General features: G+C 46.7%; 15 protein-coding genes. 11 read left to right on the top strand and 4 right to left on the bottom strand.

The genetic code is table 11. The features are described from left to right. Positions 1–2 precede the first annotated feature (2 nt). The 5 genes from NFHSH190041_RS16745 to NFHSH190041_RS16765 all read left to right on the top strand — a co-directional run bounded on the left by NFHSH190041_RS16745 (position 3) and on the right by NFHSH190041_RS16765 (position 8593). Positions 3–2630, top strand: a complete 2628-nt coding sequence (locus NFHSH190041_RS16745) for an ABC transporter permease (RefSeq protein ID WP_261922859.1) — start codon at positions 3–5, stop codon at positions 2628–2630. Next, a complete protein-coding gene (locus NFHSH190041_RS16750; protein WP_261922860.1) occupies positions 2630–3739 on the top strand; it encodes a lipocalin-like domain-containing protein in 1110 nt (369 codons plus the stop codon). Before NFHSH190041_RS16745 ends, NFHSH190041_RS16750 begins: the two co-directional genes overlap by 1 nt. Before the next feature lie 303 nt (positions 3740–4042). Next, positions 4043–4555 carry a prepilin-type N-terminal cleavage/methylation domain-containing protein gene (locus NFHSH190041_RS16755; protein ID WP_261922861.1) on the top strand — a complete coding sequence of 171 codons (513 nt, stop codon included), beginning with the start codon at positions 4043–4045 and terminating at the stop codon, positions 4553–4555. Positions 4556–4941: 386 nt separating this feature from the next. Continuing rightward, positions 4942–5454, top strand: coding sequence for a prepilin-type N-terminal cleavage/methylation domain-containing protein (locus tag NFHSH190041_RS19700; protein ID WP_315972953.1), 513 nt, complete (start codon positions 4942–4944; stop codon positions 5452–5454). A gap of 589 nt (positions 5455–6043) precedes the next feature. Next, on the top strand, positions 6044–8593 hold the full coding sequence (locus NFHSH190041_RS16765; RefSeq protein ID WP_261922862.1) for a hypothetical protein: 2550 nt from the start codon (positions 6044–6046) through the stop codon (positions 8591–8593). 85 nt (positions 8594–8678) lie between these two features. Here NFHSH190041_RS16765 and NFHSH190041_RS19705 read toward each other — a convergent pair whose 3' ends face one another. Continuing rightward, entirely contained in the window at positions 8679–9269 is a 591-nt protein-coding gene (locus NFHSH190041_RS19705) for a type II secretion system protein (protein ID WP_315972954.1), read from the bottom strand. 452 nt (positions 9270–9721) lie between these two features. Between NFHSH190041_RS19705 and NFHSH190041_RS16775 the strand changes: the two genes are divergently transcribed. Genes NFHSH190041_RS16775 through NFHSH190041_RS16795 form a run of 5 tightly spaced genes read left to right on the top strand, consistent with a single transcriptional unit; the run spans position 9722 to position 14556 of the window. Continuing rightward, positions 9722–9976 (top strand): chaperone NapD, encoded by a 255-nt coding sequence (locus NFHSH190041_RS16775; protein ID WP_261922863.1) that lies wholly within the window; start codon positions 9722–9724, stop codon positions 9974–9976. Between the two features lie 7 nt (positions 9977–9983). Beyond that, on the top strand, positions 9984–12479 hold the full coding sequence (gene napA, locus NFHSH190041_RS16780; protein ID WP_261922864.1) for a nitrate reductase catalytic subunit NapA: 2496 nt from the start codon (positions 9984–9986) through the stop codon (positions 12477–12479). Between the two features lie 15 nt (positions 12480–12494). Then, positions 12495–13232, top strand: coding sequence for a ferredoxin-type protein NapG (gene napG / locus NFHSH190041_RS16785; protein ID WP_261922865.1), 738 nt, complete (start codon positions 12495–12497; stop codon positions 13230–13232). Beyond that, positions 13229–14140 carry a quinol dehydrogenase ferredoxin subunit NapH gene (napH, locus tag NFHSH190041_RS16790; RefSeq protein ID WP_261922866.1) on the top strand — a complete coding sequence of 304 codons (912 nt, stop codon included), beginning with the start codon at positions 13229–13231 and terminating at the stop codon, positions 14138–14140. Before napG ends, napH begins: the two co-directional genes overlap by 4 nt. After that, complete coding sequence (locus tag NFHSH190041_RS16795) at positions 14137–14556, top strand: nitrate reductase cytochrome c-type subunit (protein ID WP_261922867.1); 420 nt, start codon at positions 14137–14139, stop codon at positions 14554–14556. Before napH ends, NFHSH190041_RS16795 begins: the two co-directional genes overlap by 4 nt. 203 nt (positions 14557–14759) lie before the next feature. On the opposite strand, the gene NFHSH190041_RS16800 is transcribed toward NFHSH190041_RS16795, so the two are convergent. After that, on the bottom strand, positions 14760–14927 hold the full coding sequence (locus NFHSH190041_RS16800) for a hypothetical protein (protein ID WP_261922868.1): 168 nt from the start codon (positions 14925–14927) through the stop codon (positions 14760–14762). A 91-nt stretch (positions 14928–15018) separates the two neighbouring features. On the opposite strand from NFHSH190041_RS16800, the gene NFHSH190041_RS16805 reads away from it, so the two are divergent. Beyond that, the gene (locus tag NFHSH190041_RS16805) at positions 15019–15921 is read left to right on the top strand and encodes a LysR family transcriptional regulator (protein ID WP_261922869.1); all 903 of its coding nucleotides are present in this window, start codon (positions 15019–15021) and stop codon (positions 15919–15921) included. 321 nt (positions 15922–16242) lie between these two features. On the opposite strand, the gene fusA is transcribed toward NFHSH190041_RS16805, so the two are convergent. Further along, on the bottom strand, positions 16243–18327 hold the full coding sequence (gene fusA, locus NFHSH190041_RS16810) for an elongation factor G (protein ID WP_261922870.1): 2085 nt from the start codon (positions 18325–18327) through the stop codon (positions 16243–16245). A gap of 379 nt (positions 18328–18706) precedes the next feature. Then, positions 18707–19582 (bottom strand): universal stress protein, encoded by an 876-nt coding sequence (locus NFHSH190041_RS16815; protein WP_261922871.1) that lies wholly within the window; start codon positions 19580–19582, stop codon positions 18707–18709. Between the last annotated feature and the right edge of the window lie 188 nt (positions 19583–19770).

Below are 19770 nucleotides of genomic sequence, written 5' to 3' on the forward strand. Positions count from 1 at the left end.
CCATGACAGATGCCATCCGTGCCACCCGTGCCAGCTTATGGCTATTTGCGGCCCACTATCGTCATAAGCCATTGCAGGCCGGGGCGATTTTACTGGGCATTATTCTGGCGGTAACCCTGCTTACCGGGGTCAAAGCCACCAACGAAAACGCCATTAACAGCTACAGCCAGGCCAGTGAATTGCTCAGCCGTCAGGCCAGTGGCTATATTCTGCCGCCATCGGGTTTTGCCACCATGGATGAACACCAGTATTTTCGACTGCGTCAGGCGGGTATCCCGGCACTGGCGGTACTGGAAGGGGTGGTGATGAACAGCCATAAGCAGCGTCTGGCCGTCACCGGCAGTGATCTGGTCGCCGCCAGCGCATGGGGACGCGACCATCCGGGAGGTGACAGCCCCCTGGTTGATTTGCCACTGGCGGCCCTGCTTGTCGGTGAACCCATAGTGTTAATGAGCCGTACCCAGGCTGCTCAGCTGGCACCAGATGGTCAAATGCAACTGGGGCGCTATCAGGTTCAAGTCGTGACGCTGCCGGACAGTCGCCAACTGGGCAATCAAATTCTCACCGATATCAGTTTTGCCCAACAACTGTTAAATAAACCCGGCCGCATCAGCTATGTTGCACTGATGCGGGAAAGTGATGTGGAGAATCCCCAACTTAGTCAATTGCTCCAAGACAATAACAACCTACGACGGGAAGACGGTGGCAGTAGCCTGACTAAACTGACGGCCAGTTTTCATCTGAATTTACAGGCCATGGCCATGCTGGCCTTTCTAGTGGGGTTATTTATTGCCTATAACGGCATTCGCTATAGCCTGATGAAACGCCAACGACTGATGCTCAAAGTACTGCAACTGGGAGTCAGTCGTAAGGCGCTGATGGCAGCCCTGATTATTGAACTGGTCCTTCTGGTGCATCTGGGGTCGGCTATCGGCTTTGTGCTGGGGTTACAATTAAGCCAGTGGCTGCAGCCTATGGTAGCCATGACGTTAGAGCAACTTTATGGCGCGAGGTTATTACCGGGGCAGTGGCAATTAAGTTGGCTAATGGAGGCGATTGCGCTGACACTGGCTACCGCCCTTGGCGCTTGCATTCCACTGTATCGCTCCCTCACCCGGCAAAGTCTGGCACAAAGCGGGCAATTGCTGACTCAAAATCTACTGCATTACCGCAGCCACCAGCTGCAATTTACCCTAGCGCTCATCCTATTCTTTATCAGTACTCTTGGCTTTAGTCTGTCTCAGGATTATCGCATTAGCCTTGCCCTGTTGGCCCTGCTGACACTGGCGATTCCCCTGTTGCTGCCGCAGTTAATGCGCTGGAGCCTAAACCTACTCACGAAACTTACCCCACCGGGGCTAGGCCGCTATATGGTAGCAGAAACCAAGGAGCTAACAGCGCCATTGGCACTGGCTATGATGGCAATATTACTGGCTTTAAGCGCCACTATCGCCATGAATACCTTGGTTGGCAGTTTTGAACATACCCTAAAAAACTGGCTGGATAACCGCCTGCACGGAGACCTGTATATCCGCCCTCGCCCGGTGGATGTTAGCCATGTGGCAGAGTTACTGGCTGATGACGTCGACATCACCGCCATCCATTATCAGTGGGAAGCATTCAGCGATTTTGCCCCTCCCAGCCAAATGGTAAAAACGCCCACAGCCGACAATCACAGCGGTGATGCCATCGACGAGCAAGCAATCGTTAATACCGATATAAAGCCAGAAACACAGCCCCCAATGACGCAGACCATCGCTACGCCCGCTGTGAATAGCAGCGCTATCACAGAGCAGGTCTTATTGCTGTCCAGGGACACCCAGGCCGTATATGACACGCTCGCGATAAAACAGGCCACCTCTGGCGCTATGACTGATTTTCTTGCTGGCAATAGCGCCTTTATCAGTGAACCGCTGGCAATGCGCCACCAATTGCAGCTGGGCGATCGTATTTGGGTGCGGGCACTGGCATCCGTGTTTCCCCATGGCATCCGTATCCTTGGTATTTATCATGACTATGGTAAACCTATGGGCGAAGTCCTGATTGCCCACAACCTGTGGCTGCAGGCCGGGTTATCCGATGACAGCCGTAATTTTGCGGTAAATTACCGCAAAGATATTGCAGTGCTAGAACAGCGGTTACAACAGGCAGGGCTGTCACCCGCCATCATGTACCGCCAGCAAAAAATCAAGCAGCAAGCATTTATCATGTTTAACCGCACCTTTGCGATTACCGGGGTACTCAGTAGCCTGACGTTAACCGTCGCGGCCATCGGCCTATTCTCGGCCTGCATTATGCTGATGCAAACCCGCCAGGCTCCGCTGGCTCGTCTGTACGCCTTAGGGGTATCCCGGCCACGCCTGATGACCTTGGTCAGCAGCCAAATGCTGTTATTGGTGCTGCTCACAACCTTGCTAGCACTACCCGCTGGCGCACTACTCGGGTGGCTGTTAATACATAAAGTTACCCTACAAGCCTTTGGCTGGAGTCTGCAATTAGTGTGGGACTGGCAGGTATTTTTCCATGCGATGCTGTTGGCATTGACGGCCTGCGCTTTAGCCGTTGCCATTCCACTCTACCGCCAGATCCGGCGGCCGCTGATCAGCAGTCTGCAACAGGAGACACTGTAATGAAACTCGGTTATCTACTGCCATTGCTCTTAGCTCTGCTAATCACAGGTTGTGACAGTCCATCTACAGCAAAACCCAGAGCCATGGGCGACCTGCTCGCTGATAAAACGCAAGATGACAGTTATGCCAAAGTATTACCCGACACTCAACTGAGCTTCCCGGCTGATCACCTTGCTCATCCAGCTTTTCGTCAGGAGTGGTGGTATCTCACTGCTAATCTGCGCACTGCTGACGACACCCCGCTGGGGCTGCAGTGGACGCAATTTCGTGTCGCCCAGCGAGCACAACAAAGCGCAGTGCCAACAACCGCATTGACCAACAATTGGCAGACCCAGCAGTTGTATCTGGCACACAGTGCGGTGACGACAGAAAAAATTCATTATGCCGCTGAACGTTGGTCTCGTAGCCATCCGGCATTAGCTGGCGTAAATGCCAATCCACTCCGGGTCTTTCTCGATCAGTGGCATTGGCAATCACAGGGGGAGGATCTATTTCCTGCCACACTCAGCGCCACAACAGACAAATTCAGTTATCAGCTCACCTTGGATAGCCAAGCGCCTTATCAATTACAGGGACAACAAGGTTATAGCCGTAAAAATGCCGCTGGCACAGTGGCATCCCATTACTACAGTCAGCCTTTTATCCATATTCATGGTGAGGTCACCATTGATGGCAATACACAACAGGTCAGTGGCGAAGGATGGCTGGATCGGGAGTGGAGCTCAAAATTTCTTACCGGTCAGCAGCAGGGATGGGATTGGTTTGCCTTACGACTTGACCAACTACGAACATTGATGATTTTTCAGCTCCGTGGTCGCAGTGAGCAAGCTAAACCTTTTTATACTGCCAGACTGATGTACAGAGATGGCCGGGGTGAGGCCGTCAGTAGCGCAGATATCACTATGACGCCCCTTACCATTAGCACCATCAAGCACAAACAGATCCCCACCCGCTGGCAGATTAATGTCCCTTCGCTAGGGGTAGATGTCACTGTGACTGCATTAAACCCCCAAGCACTGATGCCTCTGTCTATCCAATATTGGGAGGGTCCGGTCACAATTACAGGCTCCCACCAAGGGGATGGCTATATGGAGCTGACGGGGTATTAGCGATATGGTCATCGCAACATGCTAACGAGCAAGATAGAACGTGGCATAACTGTCATACTCTATCTTGGATGAGCATATTTTTAGCTCTACTGATGCAAAATAACACATAGTCAATATCACCAGGAAAACAAACAAAAGCAGTCATATTAACCAGCCGCAATTTACTGTTTATCACTTACTACTATCACGCTATTACATCGCAACGTGCTGATTTAGCATCTGTTCACATCTGCTATACAAGTCAGTACTACAAGCATCTGATTAATATTAATATTGGCTATATATCCCCTACAAATAATAACAATGAAAGATTTAGGATTTACACTGATAGAATTGGTTATCACGCTGATCATCTTAGCCATTATTGCAGTAATCGCTGCGCCACATTTTATCAATCTCAGACACGATGCCATTAAAGCTGATATTGAAAGTGTTGCCGGGCAACTGAAATCTGCAAATGAGATTATCTATGCCAAAGCCGCACTGAACGGCATAGAGCAGCTAGAGTTCAACAATTCCAATAATGACAACAATGCTAGCCTGATTATCGACGGTAAACGAATCGATCTGCATTATGGTCGTATTCGCCCGACCAAGCACAATGCAACCGGCATTATGAACATCAATGAGGCAGACTGGAAAATTTTCGGTACTTCAAACATGTTCGGGCAATTATTAATCACAGTGAAAGATGCACCAGGCTTTAACGCAACCACGCCTGATGAACTGATTAGTTCAGAGTGTTATATGAGCTATTACTTTAGCCCCCAACACTATCAAATGCCGGCTTATGACCTCCATACCAATGGCTGTTAAGACAATTTAGCCACATTGGATCCTGAAAAAAGCGTAACTGTTGATATTGATATTGTTACGCTTATCCCAGTCATGATTAATGCCGAATCAAGGTTTACGAGGCAGTGATTCACGGCTAGTCACCCAAGTTGTAATCTAAAACCCTACCGCTTCCCCAGTGGCACAATAGCAATAGCAATAGCAATAACATTAAAATCAATGAGATAAACTTATTTAATATGCTGTACAACACACTCACTAAATTACCTCACTAGACAAGCGATTTAATCAACACAAAGCAAGTTAACCTGCATGGAAACCCAACCATTTTAATTAACAAAAGATCACGAAAGTATCGACTTAATATCCGCTAAAATCGCGGCATTTTTTAACGTCGGTAACACAAGATGAAGCAACGGGGATTCACCTTATTAGAATTGGTTGTCGTGATTGTTGTGCTTGGTATTTTAGCTGCGGTAGCTATTCCACACTTTATCAATATTAAGCAAGACGCACTGAAAGCCGATCTGTATGCCCTGCAAGGGGAATTAAAATCAGCCAATAAGCTGGTGTATTCAAAGGCAGCCCTAAAGGGAATAGAGTCATTAGAGTACAACAACTACAACACCCCATCAGAGACTAACATCATGATGGAGGGGAAAAGAGTCGATTTACATTATGGTCAAATTCAAGCCAGCAAATGGAATGCAGAAACTATTTTACATCTCAACAAAGATGATTGGCATATGATTAGCACTCCCGGTGTATTCGGGCAAATTTACTTCACGCCGAAAGGAGCCCCCGCTTTTAACAATAACAATATTATTGATATTGAAAAATCCCTATGTTACCTCCAATACGGATTTGACAAGCAACACTATCGACAACCAGTCTATACACTAAAGACGGCCGGATGCTAATAGTGTATTAACAAATGGTGATGATGCAGAATGGCTATAATCAATATTGTTTTTGCCATTCTGCAATCGTAAGAAATTTTATTTGTATTTATATAATCACTGTTATTTTTAATAGCCACACCAATTTCAATCTTTCTATTCTTTATTTATTCCATAAATGACAAATAACAGCTATTACTAATTTAACATTGAAAACATTATTAGAAATATCTTATATTTATAACATCATCCTAAAAATAAACAATTAAGCCTTCCCCTAACACTCTGCATTAAAGTAATCTTTCGGTGATCAATTAACCATATAGTATAAATTTACAGCAATCGATTCTATATCTAAAATAAATATTATTTTTTCTTGCTTCTAATATTTCATTCTTTAAATAAATCATATATTTTCCTCGACTTTATAAATTTTAAATATTAATTCAGCTGAATTACATTCAGTTTAAACACTTATATTTAAATAAAATTAAACCTATAGATAAAAATATTAAGGAAATATATATAAGTTCATATTCTGCAAATTAACCAGTAATTAACCAATTTTAATCTAAAGAGAAGTACAACCCGACCCGATAAAAGAGAATATATGAAGCGGTTCAAAAAAACTTATAACAAATACAGCAGAGCATTGAAAAATACCCTTTTAATCTGCAGCTTAGCCATTACCCTACCTGTAATGGCAACACCTCCACAGCCACTTACGCATCAGCATATTGCTAATCATCAACCTTTCCCGGCTGAAGGTAGCGGTTGTTTAAGCTGTCATAATGGAATTGAGCCTATCCGTGATCCTCAGTCCAAAATGATGCAACAAATTTTCGCGAAAGGTCAGCAAGTCGGAGATCCTAATGGCTGTGTAGTTTGTCATGGCGGTAATCCAATCGAAACAACGGATAAATCAAAAGCGCATAACGGTGCTCCTGAAGGTAATGCTCAGCGCTTTTTTACTCCCGTTCCTGGAGCGTTATCAGTAAATGACAATACCTGTGGTCTGTGTCATGAAGATCATACCTATAACGTACACAGATCAATAATGAATACCGATGCGGGTAAAATCAAAGCCATCACTTGGAGTTGGGGAATTGATACCGATACCCATCAACATAAATACGGTAATCACGAAACGGATGATCCGGATGGCCCTACCCCAAGATTCGGAACCGATATTTACAAAAACTATATGAAAGCATTGGCGGAAAAATTCCCCGATCAGTTCCCAACTCATTTAGATAAAATACCTGAAATTTCAGCTGCACAAGCCAAAGCTCAACCTCAATTAGCAGCATTTAATAAATTGCGTAACTGCAATAAATGTCATCTGGCAAATAAAGGAGCTCAAGACCGAGGTCATTTCAGGGGAGAAGGCTGCGCGGCTTGCCATATGCTCTATAGCAATGAAGGGTTCTATGAAGGTGATGATCAGGCAATAGATAAAAATAAGCCTGGTAAACCTATGGTTCATACCATGCAGGGTACTCGTAAAAGTAAATTAACCGTAAATGGCCAAACAGTATCCGGTATCCAAGTATCCACCTGCGCCTCTTGTCATGCCGCAGGGCGACGAATTGGTTTTGCTTATCAGGGAATGATGGCGTTAGGCCATTCAGATGATCGAGGACCATTTGATGGTGAAGGGAAAGGTCAACAAACGAATGCTGGCTATACCTATAAATATATTCGTGACGACGCCCACCATAGAGTAACGCAGGATGGTAAAGAAATCGGTGGCCTGTTATGCCAAGATTGCCACACGACCAATTCAATGCATGGCAATGGTAATATCGGTGCCACAACTCTAGCCACTATTGAGATTGAGTGCTCAGATTGTCACGGTACTCCCCAACAATATCCTTGGGAGCTCCCATTTGGATTCGGTGATGAATTTGGTCAACAACTGGATATGACCGCTGAAAGAGGATTAGCGGATAAACCAATGAAGGTCACCTCAGATTTTGCCACTGTTTACCCTAAACAGGATGGATATCTGTATTCAACCCGAGGGAATCCATTAGGCAATGTAGTAAAAGCAGGTAACGACGTTATCTTACATTCTGCTACAGGCAAAGATTTTACTGTACCTGTATTGAAACAGTTAGAGTTAGAAAATCGTTGGACCCATCCAGAAAAAGCCCGAGTCGCTATGGTTGGCGTAAGCAAACATATGGAAAGCCTAGAATGTTATGCCTGCCATGCTACTTGGGCAGCACAATATTATGGTGCTAAAGATGTCATTGATTTCCGTAAAAAAGGAATTGATTGGATTAAGTCCGCAGAAATTATCAATGCCGATGGTACAAGCGCAGACCATAACAGCAACCCGCCACAAGTTACTGGCGTAACCAGCAAATTCGATTACAGCCATATTCGTTGGGAACAACCCCCTCTTGGTATTAATGGGGAAGGTAGGGTATCCCCTTTAACCGGAGTCATTCAAACCATAGGCACTGTGATTGGTGCAGATGGTAAGCCACTCATGGTCAACAACCTAGCTAAAACACCATCTGGTACTGATGCTATGGAAATGGCGCCATTAAACCCACATACAGCCACCAAAGAGGCTCGACCCTGCATCGACTGCCATGGCAATACTAATGCTGCGGGTTATGGTATGGAAAAAGGCTTATTTGGCCAACAAGCAGATAAACCAATGTATGCTGATGCTGTGACTGCTGATGGTGCATTATTAAGCCGCCATAGTACGCCACAAATCCAAGCTATTCCGGCGTTGAAACATGATTTTTCACAGATCCTGGATGCTAATGGCAAACAGTTGATGACTGTGGATTCTCACTGGCCAGATTCCCAGCCGTTGACAGCAGCACAACGTGGCAAACTTGATCGTCAAGACACTTGTATAGCTTGCCATAAAGGCATGCCTAATATGCCAGATGGCTCACCTGCAATGACGATGCTGGGACATGTCGCGAAAGTATTGCACCTAAGCTTTGCTAATGGGGATGCACATGCTCACCTATTGGCAGAAAATAATATTATCGTTGCCTGGTTCAAGTTTGTTGGTATTGCTTCGCTATTACTGCTGCCAATTCCAATCATCATTTATCTGATTTGGCGCCGCCGCATTAATACCTATGTGAAAAAGATGCTGTTAGCAATTGCCGCTAAAATCAAATCCTAATCGGTACGTATAAACCAAGCTAAATAAAATAATAAAAAAGGCGATGGATTTTTCCATCGCCTTTTTGTATTCAAAGCAGCATCAATCAGCAACCAGACACTACCGCCCCTCCTTGCAAAGCAGTACTTCTGGTATAACCAGTTACAGGCTGCCCATCACTTCCAGTAGCTTGAAAATAATAAGCAAAACAGTTATCAGCGACTTTTTTCCCTTGTGGCAAATACACCACAAAGTGAGCTGGCGTTGGCGTCACCCCCGCCTGAGTGACACTCCCAATATAGGCCGCACAAAACTCTTGTCCTGCAGGATCACAGACAGAATTGGCATTCATCTGCCCATTAGCAAACCATTTGGCATCAATATCAACTAATTGATATATCCCATCGCCTTGCGCTCTAGGCTTACCAAAAACTAATTGATCAACAACACCATTATCATCTATATCTATATTAAACCCACCTGAAAATAATGATTCAGGTGCTTTCAATTTAGCCTTAGCTAAAGTCATTTGTGTAACGGACTTGATTGATGCTTCAACGCCTCTCAGTGTTGCTGCATAGGCATCAGATTTAATATCAACAAATCTGGGAACTGCAACCACAGCTAAGATCCCCAAAATAATGATAACGACAACTAATTCTATTAATGTAAAACCTTTGCTGGGTGAAGGGCGCATTGTTAATCCTTTTACTGAGGCTGTGGCACTCACCACCGGAAAGCAGCACAAATCACTTTACTAGCCAACCCGGTGACATTTGTAACTTAAGTGTTAATTATTTTTAGCACATAACCTCTGTAGCAACAAGAATCTGATCCGATATCGCCTTCTCGCGAAAATGATTATTCATACATATATGACTAATAACGAGTAGCTCACTAACGAACACCCACCCAAATAAAGAGGCGATTCCCCAATATTTACTGAATACACAATATTCAAAATCGCTAATAAATTGTTGATTTTTTAAAGTTTGATGGTTGTCACGGTGAAAAATATGATCCCTATCAACAAAGCCAATAATTACCACCACTGAGGTATACCCTCACATTCCACTCACCCTTAATACTCGTGGCTAATTTCTTTACCCATGGCAAAACATGGGATCACCGTGCACAACAGGATGCCTTATGCCAGTCGAGTACCACATCACTAGCTTAGTACTGCATATTCGCCCAGCTCATACCATTGCGGTCACGCAGCAACTCAGCCAAATTCCTGGCGCTGAAATTCATCATCAAAGCCAAGATGGAAAACTGATCGTCACCTTAGAAGCCGACAAGCAAAGTGCACTGCTGCAGAGCATAGAACAAATACAGGCGATGCCAGAGGTTCTCAGTAGCAGCCTGGTATTCCATCAAGTTGAAGCAATAACAGAAGAGTGAGAACAGTATGAGCATCAGTCGTCGTGAATTTATCAAGGCCAATGCTGCTGTGGCAGCCGCTACCGCCGCAGGATTAGTGTTACCAGTAAAAATAGTGGCCGCGGCAGAGCAAGGTGAACAGGGGATTCATTGGGATAAAGCGCCATGTCGCTTTTGTGGAGTTGGTTGCTCGGTATTAGTTGGCACGCGAGATGGCAAAGTGGTGGCGACAAAGGGCGATCCTGACAGCCCGGTGAACCGAGGACTGAACTGTATCAAAGGCTATTTTCTGTCCAAGATCATGTACGGCAAAGACAGATTAGATACACCGCTACTGCGAATGAAAAATGGCCAATATGACAAAGAGGGGGAATTCACCCCCATTAGTTGGCATGCCGCCTTTGATATTATGGCTGACAAATGGAAGCAAACACTACGCAGTAAGGGACCAACGGCCATTGGTATGTTCGGCTCAGGCCAATGGACTATTTGGGAAGGTTATGCTGCTGCCAAACTCTTTAAGGCAGGATTTCGCAGCAACAATATCGATCCCAACGCTCGCCACTGCATGGCATCAGCTGTGGTCGGTTTTATGCGGACCTTTGGCATGGATGAGCCGATGGGCTGCTATGACGATATTGAAGCCACTGACAATTTTGTCCTCTGGGGTGCCAATATGGCAGAAATGCATCCTATTCTCTGGGCACGATTAACAGACCGGCGACTAAATCATCCAGGCTGTAAAGTGCATGTTTTATCGACCTTTGAAAACCGCAGTTTTGAACTGGCCGATAATCCGATTATCTTCCGCCCGCAATCCGACTTGGTGATTCTGAATTATATTGCAAACCACATTATTACCAGCGGGGCGATCAACAAAGATTTTGTTAATCAACACACCAAATTTGCCCTCGGGGTCGATGATATCGGCTATGGTCTGCGACCAGAACACCCGTTAGAGCAAAAAGCCAAAAACCCGGGAAATGGTAAATTCAGTGAAATCAGCTTAGCGGAATATGCTGAGTTTCTAAAACCTTACACCTTGGATTACGCCGTCAAAATGAGCGGTGTCCCGGCAGACAAACTGGAAACGCTAGCCAAAATCTATGCCGATCCGCAAGCGAAAGTCATGAGTCTATGGACCATGGGTATCAATCAGCATACCCGTGGAGTGTGGGCCAATAATATGCTGTATAACCTGCATCTGTTAACCGGCAAAATCGCCACGCCAGGTAACAGCCCCTTCTCCCTCACCGGTCAGCCATCCGCTTGTGGCACCGCACGTGAAGTGGGTACGTTTGCCCATCGCCTACCGGCAGATATGGTGGTCGCTAACCCGAAACACCGTGAGTTTGCAGAGCAAGTGTGGCAATTACCATCCGGCACCATTCCAGCTAAACCCGGCTATCACGCGGTACTCCAAAGTCGCATGCTGAAAGATGGCAAACTAAATTGTTACTGGACCATGTGTACCAACAATATGCAGGCCGGCCCCAATATCAATGATGAAATCTACCCAGGATTTCGCCACCCAGATAACTTTATCGTGGTATCCGATCCTTATCCTACGGTTACAGCCGTATCAGCTGATCTAATCTTGCCAACCGCCATGTGGGTTGAAAAAGAAGGCGCCTATGGTAATGCCGAGCGCCGTACCCATATGTGGCACCAACAGGTCAGCGCACCAGGAGGCGCTAAGTCGGATCTCTGGCAGCTAATGGAGTTCTCTAAACGTTTCAAAGTCAATGAAGTTTGGCCCGCAGAGCTTATCGCCAAGCAGCCACAATACGCAGATAAAACTTTATATGATGTGCTATTTGCCAATGGGGTGATAGACCGTTTTCCGGCTTCTGAATGTCAGAGCGCGCTGAATGATGAAGCGCAGCATTTTGGTTACTACGTACAAAAGGGACTATTTGAAGAGTACGCCCGCTTTGGCCGGGGTAAAGGGCATGATTTAGCTGACTTTGATCGTTACCACCTCACCCGGGGACTACGCTGGCCGGTTGTCAATGGAAAAGAAACCCTGCGCCGTTATGCTGAAGGAGCTGATCCCTATGTTAAGCCCGGCCAAGGGTTCCACTTCTACGGTAAACCCGATGGCAAAGCCATTATTTTTGCCCTGCCTTATGAGCCGGCAGCTGAAGAGCCTAATGCTGAATACGATTTATGGATGAGTACCGGTCGCGTACTGGAACACTGGCATACTGGCACCATGACCGCCCGGGTGCCTGAGCTACACAGAGCCTACCCTGATGCCCAAATCTTTATGCATCCTGCGGATGCTGCCAGCCGCGGCTTAAAACGCGGGGATGAAGTCATTGTTGCCTCACCGCGAGGAGAAGTCCGTACCCGGGTAGAAACCCATGGCCGAAATAAGCCCCCTCAAGGGGTGGTATTTATGCCATTTTTTGATGCCAGACAACTGGTCAATAAACTGATATTAGATGCCACTGATCCCTTATCGAAAGAGACCGATTTCAAAAAATGTCCGGTCAAAGTGACAAAAGCGGTCAAGGTGTAATAAAGGCATCGCACAGTGGAAAAACAAGCAACTTCTCCCAAACTCACGCCAAACCAAATCAACCGCCGTCGCTTTCTGGCAACGGCGGCATCGGCTGGCGGGGTGATGACACTGACAGGGCTAGGATTAACGACGCTAGCCCAGACAAATGCCCAAACTGAACCACAAGCACTGCGCCCACCGGGCGCGGTGCCTGAAAGCGAATTTTTATCAGCCTGCGTTCGCTGTGGGTTATGTGTTAATGCCTGTCGCTGGGGCACCTTATCGTTAGCAAGATGGTTTGATGGCGTCGCGACCGGTACCCCTTTTTTTACCGCCCGGCAGATACCCTGCGAAATGTGCGAGGACATTCCTTGTGTTCGCACCTGTCCGTCTGGCGCACTGGATTGTTTAATGTTGGATATTGCCGACGCCCAAATGGGAACGGCGGTATTGGTTGACCCGCAACATTGTCTTAATTTTCGGGGATTGCGGTGCGATGTCTGCTATCGCGTTTGCCCGCTAATTGATGACGCCATTACCTTGGAGCGACAACATAACAGTCGCAGCGGTCATCATGCTGAATTTATCCCCAGAATTAATCCTGACGCCTGTACCGGATGCGGTAAATGTGAACATGCCTGTGTCTTGGAACAACCGGCAATTAAAGTGCTACCGGTCGCTTTAGCCGCCGGCAAAGCAGCCAGCCATGACACCTACCAAGATACAGAGTCAACCACGTTGGAGATGCTTAACGGAAGGTTCAAGCCATGATGTCATCAGCCAATCCACAGCCATCAATATGGCGCAAACACCGTTTTTTACTGCTACGCCGACTCAGTCAACTTTTGGTGCTACTGACCTTTGTTGCCGGTCCAATAACAGGGTATCAGATCCTGAATGGTAATCTCTCCGCCAGCCAACTGTTTGACAGTATACCGCTGTCCGATCCGCTACTGACTCTACAGGTGTTACTTAGCGGTCATCTGCCGGAATTCAGTTTGCTATTGGGGGCGCTCATTATTGGGGGCTTTTATACCCTGTTTGGCGGACGCAGTTTTTGTAGTTGGGTGTGTCCGGTTAGTCTGATTACCGATGCGGCCGCCTGGCTGCGCCGCAAACTACATCTACCTCGGCTACCTGTATTACCTAGATACCTGAAATATGCCCTGCTGGCCCTGGTATTACTGCTCCCCCCATTAACGGGCCTCTTAGTGTGGGAGTGGGTCAATCCCGTGCCACTCGTCTATCGGGAGCTGTTATTCGGTACGGGCAGCAGTTTATGGCTCCTGGTTGCCATTTTTTTATTAGATACTTTTATCAGTGAACGGGCATGGTGTGGGCACCTTTGCCCAACGGGTGCGTTATACCGTTTGTTAGGCAAAGCCAGTCCGCTTCGTCTAGCCGCTAAACAGCCACAAAGCTGCGATTTATGTATGGCTTGTTTTACTGTCTGCCCAGAACCTCAGGTGCTTAAGCCGGTATTAAGAGGTCATGAAATGAAACTCACCGCCACAGATTGCACTCTCTGTGGCCGCTGCATCGATGTTTGCAATCAAAATGTATTCAGTTTCCACAGTCGGCTGCAGTTAAGCCCAGCAACCACCTACAGTATCAACAGCCAACCGCAGACTGATACATCCCCCGACCGCGATCCCTCCCGGATGGAGAAACACCTATGAAAAAAGTCATCACGTTGACGCTTGTAACCCTAGCGTTAACCGCCTGTACAGGGCAATCAAGCCCTAATAACCACCAAGCGGTAAATATTCAGTCTTTAGCAGGTAATCAGCAGATCCCGGAAACCTCGCCGGCAGCCGCTATGGCTGAGTATCCCGCCAAAGGCCAAGCCATTGCGCCGACATTTATTGGCCAACCCCCATTAATTCCCCATCGGGATTACAGTATTACCTTAAAACGTAATAGCTGCCTTAACTGCCATAACCCAACCCGGGCCAAACGCAGGCACACAACTGCCGTGCCATCATCCCATCTACTGGCTGACGGTATCACACTCAAGGGCCAGAAATACTTCTGTAGTCAATGTCATGTGCCGCAGGCAAGCAATAAACAGGCACTGATCCCATTACAAAATTGAGGGTAAATGCTTTGATAGCATTTCTGCTGTGGGACAAATAACACGTTAACTGCAGCAGAGATTGCTCTCGACGAGTTCGAATAAGCTAACAGCGGGGGAAAATGAACAATAACAGCGCGGAGAATAGATAAAAAAAACCCCGGTCAACGAATCCGGGGTAAATGAGGCTATAAAAAGCTTCGCAATGTAACCAAATAGCGTGATTAAGCCTTCTTTGCATCCGGCTCGACAGAACTCATCACCTCTGCCTGACTCAACTCAGTCTCTTTACTGTTTTGTGTCGTGAAATCAATCTTGCTACGGGAACCAACTGCATCAGTTGACAGGGTGTCCCAGAAAGAGCTGACCCACAACCCTGAAAATGCTTTCATACAAATCCCCCGTTTTTCGATGCGGGCAGATTAATCCTTCTCCGTTTATTGGTAAAATGAATTAATTCCATAACGTCGATTCCTGTTTGGCATGAACATACCGATAAAAACCCTACATTGCTTTATTACTTTGGTTGAAACAGGTAATTACACCCGAGCGGCCGAAAAGCTCTATCTGACCCAACCAACCCTGAGCAAAATGATCCAGCGGTTAGAAGAACAGCTCGGACAACAATTACTGTTGCGCAATAACCAGAAAATCACACTGACCCAAGCCGGTACCCTATTTGAAACCAGTGCCAGACAGATGTTGGGACAATGGCACCGACTAGAGCAGGACATGCATGATCTTAGTGGGGTGAAGTCTGGGGTATTGCGTTTAGGCGTCTGCCCCATGATGAGCAGCTTATTTATCGGCTTATTGATGGAATACCGCCGCCGTTATCCGGGTATTACACTGGAAATGCATGAGTATGGTGGATTTGGCTGTGAGCGAGCGCTGATCCATGACACTTTAGACATTGCTTTTACCGCCTTACCAACAGTGCATGATGATGAACTGGCCCATGAGCCATTAAGCCGTTATCCCCTGATGGCTTGCTTACCTAACCAGCATCAGCTAATCAGTAAACCTGAGTTGTGTTGGGCCGATTTTGCCGACCATCCCTTTATCCTTTACAACGAGGATTTCTCGCTCGCCAAAATCATCAGCCGCTTGAGTAATGATGCCGGGGTAAAACTGAATATTGCCTTTCGCAGTGGTCAGTGGGACTTTCTCGCCTCCATGGTGGAAGCAGAAATGGGGCTGGCATTACTGCCAGAGCCCATCTGCCGCAAACTAGATTCCAGTGAATTAACCTTCCGACCAATGAACCCGCCACTGACTTGGGATTTGGGCCTAATTTGGCGCCGAAACCTGCCACTAACGCCTGCAGCTAAAGCGCTATTGGAACTGACCCAAGAGCTTAACGCCAGCCATGAATCCAACACCTAGGGTCTATTGACCTTTCGAGTTTGTTTTTGTAGCGATTTTTGGGGTTATTTATACAAAACGAAGGCTTTGATAGGTTGCTGCGCCACCTGACAAGCCGATAACGTGGTAGAAGGCCCCAAACGCTGCCAGAAGCGTTCGGTTAAACGTATTTTTCGCTTTGTTGAGCGGTTCTTGCTTAGCATGATTAGGCTACAAACCGCTCGCCGAGATTAAAACGCTTTTATCTCGAACGAAAGTTAACCACGAAAGATCAACAGCCCCTTAGTTTAAGACATAAAAAAACCCGCCTGATGGCGGGTTTTTCAGAAAGCAGCTTAAGAATTACTTCTTAGCATTTCTTTCTTTAACGTCAGCGATTACTTTTTCAGCAACACTGTTTGGACATGGTGAGTAGTGTGAGAACTCCATAGAGAACTGACCACGACCAGAGGTCATAGTACGCAGGTGACCAATGTAACCAAACATTTCTGACAGTGGTACATCAGCCTTGATGCGAACACCGGTTACACCAGCAATTTGGTCTTTGATCATACCGCGACGACGGTTCAAATCACCAATCACATCACCAACGTTATCTTCAGGGCTGAATACGTCAACCTTCATGATAGGCTCAAGCAGCTGTGCACCGGCCTTAGGCATAGATTGACGGAAAGCACCTTTAGCAGCGATTTCGAACGCAATAGCAGAGGAGTCAACTGCGTGGAATGCACCATCAGTCAGTTCCAGCTCTACGTCCAGCACTGGGAAGCCTGCTACAGTACCAGTCTTCATCATGCTAGCGAAACCTTTCTCAACTGCTGGCCAGTATTCCTTAGGAACGTTACCACCAACAACTGAAGACTTGAAGGTAAAGCCAGAGTTTTGCTCACCTGGGCGAACAATATAGTCAATCTTACCAAACTGACCTGAACCACCAGATTGTTTCTTGTGGGTGTAACTATCTTCGATTTCACGAGTGATAGTTTCACGGTAAGCTACTTGAGGCTCACCAACAATCAGGTCAACACCGTAAGTACGCTTCAGGATGTCTACCTTGATGTCCAGGTGCAATTCACCCATACCTTTCAGGATGGTTTCGCCTGAGTCTTCATCAGTCTCAACGCGGAAAGATGGATCTTCTGCGATCATCTTACCAATAGCGATACCCATCTTCTCGCTGCCGCCCTTATCTTTAGGAGCAACGGCGATAGAAATTACTGGCTCAGGGAATACCATGGCTTCCAGGGTGCATGGATGCTTAACATCACACAGAGTGTGACCAGTTTGCACGTTCTTCATGCCCACGATAGCGATGATGTCACCAGCTTGTGCGTAGTCCAGCTCGTTACGCTGATCAGCCTGCATTTCACACATACGGCCGATACGCTCAGTCTTACCAGTAGCAGAGTTCAGGATGGTGTCACCCTTGTGCAGCTTACCAGAGTAGATACGTACGAAGGTCAGGGCACCGAAACGGTCATCCATGATCTTGAACGCCAATGCTTTCAGCGGCTCATCAATTGAAACCAGAGCGTGTTCGCCAGTTTCGTTACCTTCTTCATCAGTCAGAGGCTGAGGATCAACTTCAGTTGGCGATGGCAGGTAATCAACAACAGCGTCAAGCAGCAGCTGCATACCTTTGTTCTTGAACGCAGAACCACAGTATGTAGGGAAGAATGACATATCACGGGTACCCTTACGGATACAACGCTTCAGATCTTCCATAGAAGGCTCTTCACCTTCCATGTAAGCTTCCATCAGATCATCATCCTGCTCAACAGCAGTTTCGATCAGCATTTCACGGTATTCTTCAACCATGTCAACCATATCCGCAGGGATATCGGTGATTTCATAGTTTTCAGCTTGGCCAGATTCATCCCACACGTAAGCTTTACGAGTCAGCAGATCAACCACACCGGTGAATTCATCTTCAATACCGATAGGCAGAACCATTACCAGCGGATTTGCAGCCAGTACGTCTTTAGTCTGCTTAACAACGCGCAAGAAGTCTGCACCCATACGGTCCAGCTTGTTTACGAAGATCAGACGAGCAACTTCAGATTCGTTTGCATAGCGCCAGTTGGTTTCTGATTGTGGCTCAACACCACCAGAACCACAGAATACGCCAATACCACCATCCAGAACTTTCAGAGAACGGTAAACTTCAACGGTGAAGTCAACGTGTCCGGGCGTGTCAATCACGTTAAAACGGTGATCTTTCCAAAAACAACTAACAGCCGCAGACTGAATGGTAATACCACGCTCAGCTTCCTGTTCCATGAAGTCGGTTGTAGATTCGCCATCATGAACTTCACCGATTTTATGGATCTTACCGGTAAGCTTGAGGATACGCTCGGTGGTCGTGGTTTTACCCGCGTCAACGTGAGCGAAAATACCAATATTTCTGTATTTTGATAAGTCGGTCATGATTCAACTTTTTTGTTAGTTTAGAAAGTAGACGGAGTATGCCACAAATCAGGGCAAACCACACATCAGATTTTAAGGCGCATATTGTAAATGCGAAACCCAGTTCTGCGCAAACAACTGACGGCATTTTTTCATGCTGGGATTGAGAAATCACCATCATTTCCTACAAAAAAATGCCGTGCTTATACCCGTTAGAATATTTTTCACTATTTACACCAAGCAGATAACGCTGTAATGACTCAGCGCACCGGCGCTATTTTCAATAAAAAAACATCTAACAATGGACAAGAAATAAGAGTAATTGATGTTTTTGAAGCATTTACGCTTTAAATTCCGTTAATGCTTCAGTTTATGTAACCCCGCTGGATTAATTAAGTATTTATGCCTGACGCTCATCAAAAGCCGGCACCACCAGCACATCACAACGCATACGGCTTAAAATAGCCTCCGCGGTATTGCCGATGACATGGCCTAAAATCCCTTTTCGCTGCCGCGCACCAATGACGAAGTAGCGGCTTTTCAAACGGCATGACAATTCATAAAGGCACATTTCCGGATCGCCGGCCAAAACATGAATTTGTTCTGGCGGCAAATCTAACTGCGCTAACTCATCAGCCAATCTTTCTCTGGCATTAGCAGCGACCGTCCGATTATCCACTAAATCCAAATCGTTAAGCACCACATGCATGCGACACACATAAGCTACATGTAAATCTCCGCCACAAGCACCAGCCAATGCCCGCCCCTTTGCTAATGCCGCTTTGTTTAGCTGCTGCTTTATCGGGCTTTTACTGCCTAAATCCAGCGCCACCAGTACGGTTTGCTCAGCTGTGGACTGCGGCTTTAAAAATAGCAGTGGCATCTGGGTATGACGGATCAAATGCCAATCCGTAGGCATAAAGCGATCACTGTCATGTACGGCTTTAATCATCAAGGAAAATTCCTGCTCAGCCGCATGCTCACAGGCATGTTCATAAAGGTGTTTATGCCACAAACTGTGCACAGGTATCTCTTGGCCGTCGACGTCAGCTAAACGTTCAGCCACTGCCTGATGTGCCTGTTTGACGATGGCAGCCTTAGTAACCGGTGTCACCGCAGGCACAAAATGCTCAAAATCCGGCAAATAGGCATAACTATATGCAAAAATTTCAGGGCTCATTGCCAATTGCCGAGCCAGGGTAACCCCTTGCACCACGGCATCGGCCTGTTGTGCCTTATCGTCAAACTTCTGGGCAATAATAAACACCTTTTCCATTTCACTCCTCCTGAGCTGTACTCCGTGACCTTGACCTAGGGTCTGTTGACGTTTCGTGATTAAATTTTGTTCGAGATAAAAGCGTTTTAATCGCGGCGAGTGGTTTGTCGCCTAGTTATGCTAAGCAAGAACCGCTCAACAAAGCGTAAAACGCTTTTAGCCGAACCCTGCGGGCAGCGTTTGAGGCG

It is taken from the genome of Shewanella sp. NFH-SH190041, from assembly GCF_024363255.1.
Taxonomy (GTDB): domain Bacteria; phylum Pseudomonadota; class Gammaproteobacteria; order Enterobacterales; family Shewanellaceae; genus Shewanella.

Excerpts from the sequence above, each read along its gene's own strand:
- NFHSH190041_RS16745 (WP_261922859.1), top strand. The coding sequence starts at position 3 with ATGACAGATGCCATCCGTGCCACCCGTGCCAGCTTATGGCTATTTGCG.
- NFHSH190041_RS16750 (WP_261922860.1), top strand. The coding sequence starts at position 2,630 with ATGAAACTCGGTTATCTACTGCCATTGCTCTTAGCTCTGCTAATCACA.
- NFHSH190041_RS16755 (WP_261922861.1), top strand. The coding sequence starts at position 4,043 with ATGAAAGATTTAGGATTTACACTGATAGAATTGGTTATCACGCTGATC.
- NFHSH190041_RS19700 (WP_315972953.1), top strand. The coding sequence starts at position 4,942 with ATGAAGCAACGGGGATTCACCTTATTAGAATTGGTTGTCGTGATTGTT.
- NFHSH190041_RS16765 (WP_261922862.1), top strand. The coding sequence starts at position 6,044 with ATGAAGCGGTTCAAAAAAACTTATAACAAATACAGCAGAGCATTGAAA.
- NFHSH190041_RS19705 (WP_315972954.1), bottom strand. The coding sequence starts at position 9,269 with ATGCGCCCTTCACCCAGCAAAGGTTTTACATTAATAGAATTAGTTGTC.
- NFHSH190041_RS16775 (WP_261922863.1), top strand. The coding sequence starts at position 9,722 with ATGCCAGTCGAGTACCACATCACTAGCTTAGTACTGCATATTCGCCCA.
- napA (WP_261922864.1), top strand. The coding sequence starts at position 9,984 with ATGAGCATCAGTCGTCGTGAATTTATCAAGGCCAATGCTGCTGTGGCA.
- napH (WP_261922866.1), top strand. The coding sequence starts at position 13,229 with ATGATGTCATCAGCCAATCCACAGCCATCAATATGGCGCAAACACCGT.
- NFHSH190041_RS16795 (WP_261922867.1), top strand. The coding sequence starts at position 14,137 with ATGAAAAAAGTCATCACGTTGACGCTTGTAACCCTAGCGTTAACCGCC.
- NFHSH190041_RS16800 (WP_261922868.1), bottom strand. The coding sequence starts at position 14,927 with ATGAAAGCATTTTCAGGGTTGTGGGTCAGCTCTTTCTGGGACACCCTG.
- NFHSH190041_RS16805 (WP_261922869.1), top strand. The coding sequence starts at position 15,019 with ATGAACATACCGATAAAAACCCTACATTGCTTTATTACTTTGGTTGAA.
- fusA (WP_261922870.1), bottom strand. The coding sequence starts at position 18,327 with ATGACCGACTTATCAAAATACAGAAATATTGGTATTTTCGCTCACGTT.
- NFHSH190041_RS16815 (WP_261922871.1), bottom strand. The coding sequence starts at position 19,582 with ATGGAAAAGGTGTTTATTATTGCCCAGAAGTTTGACGATAAGGCACAA.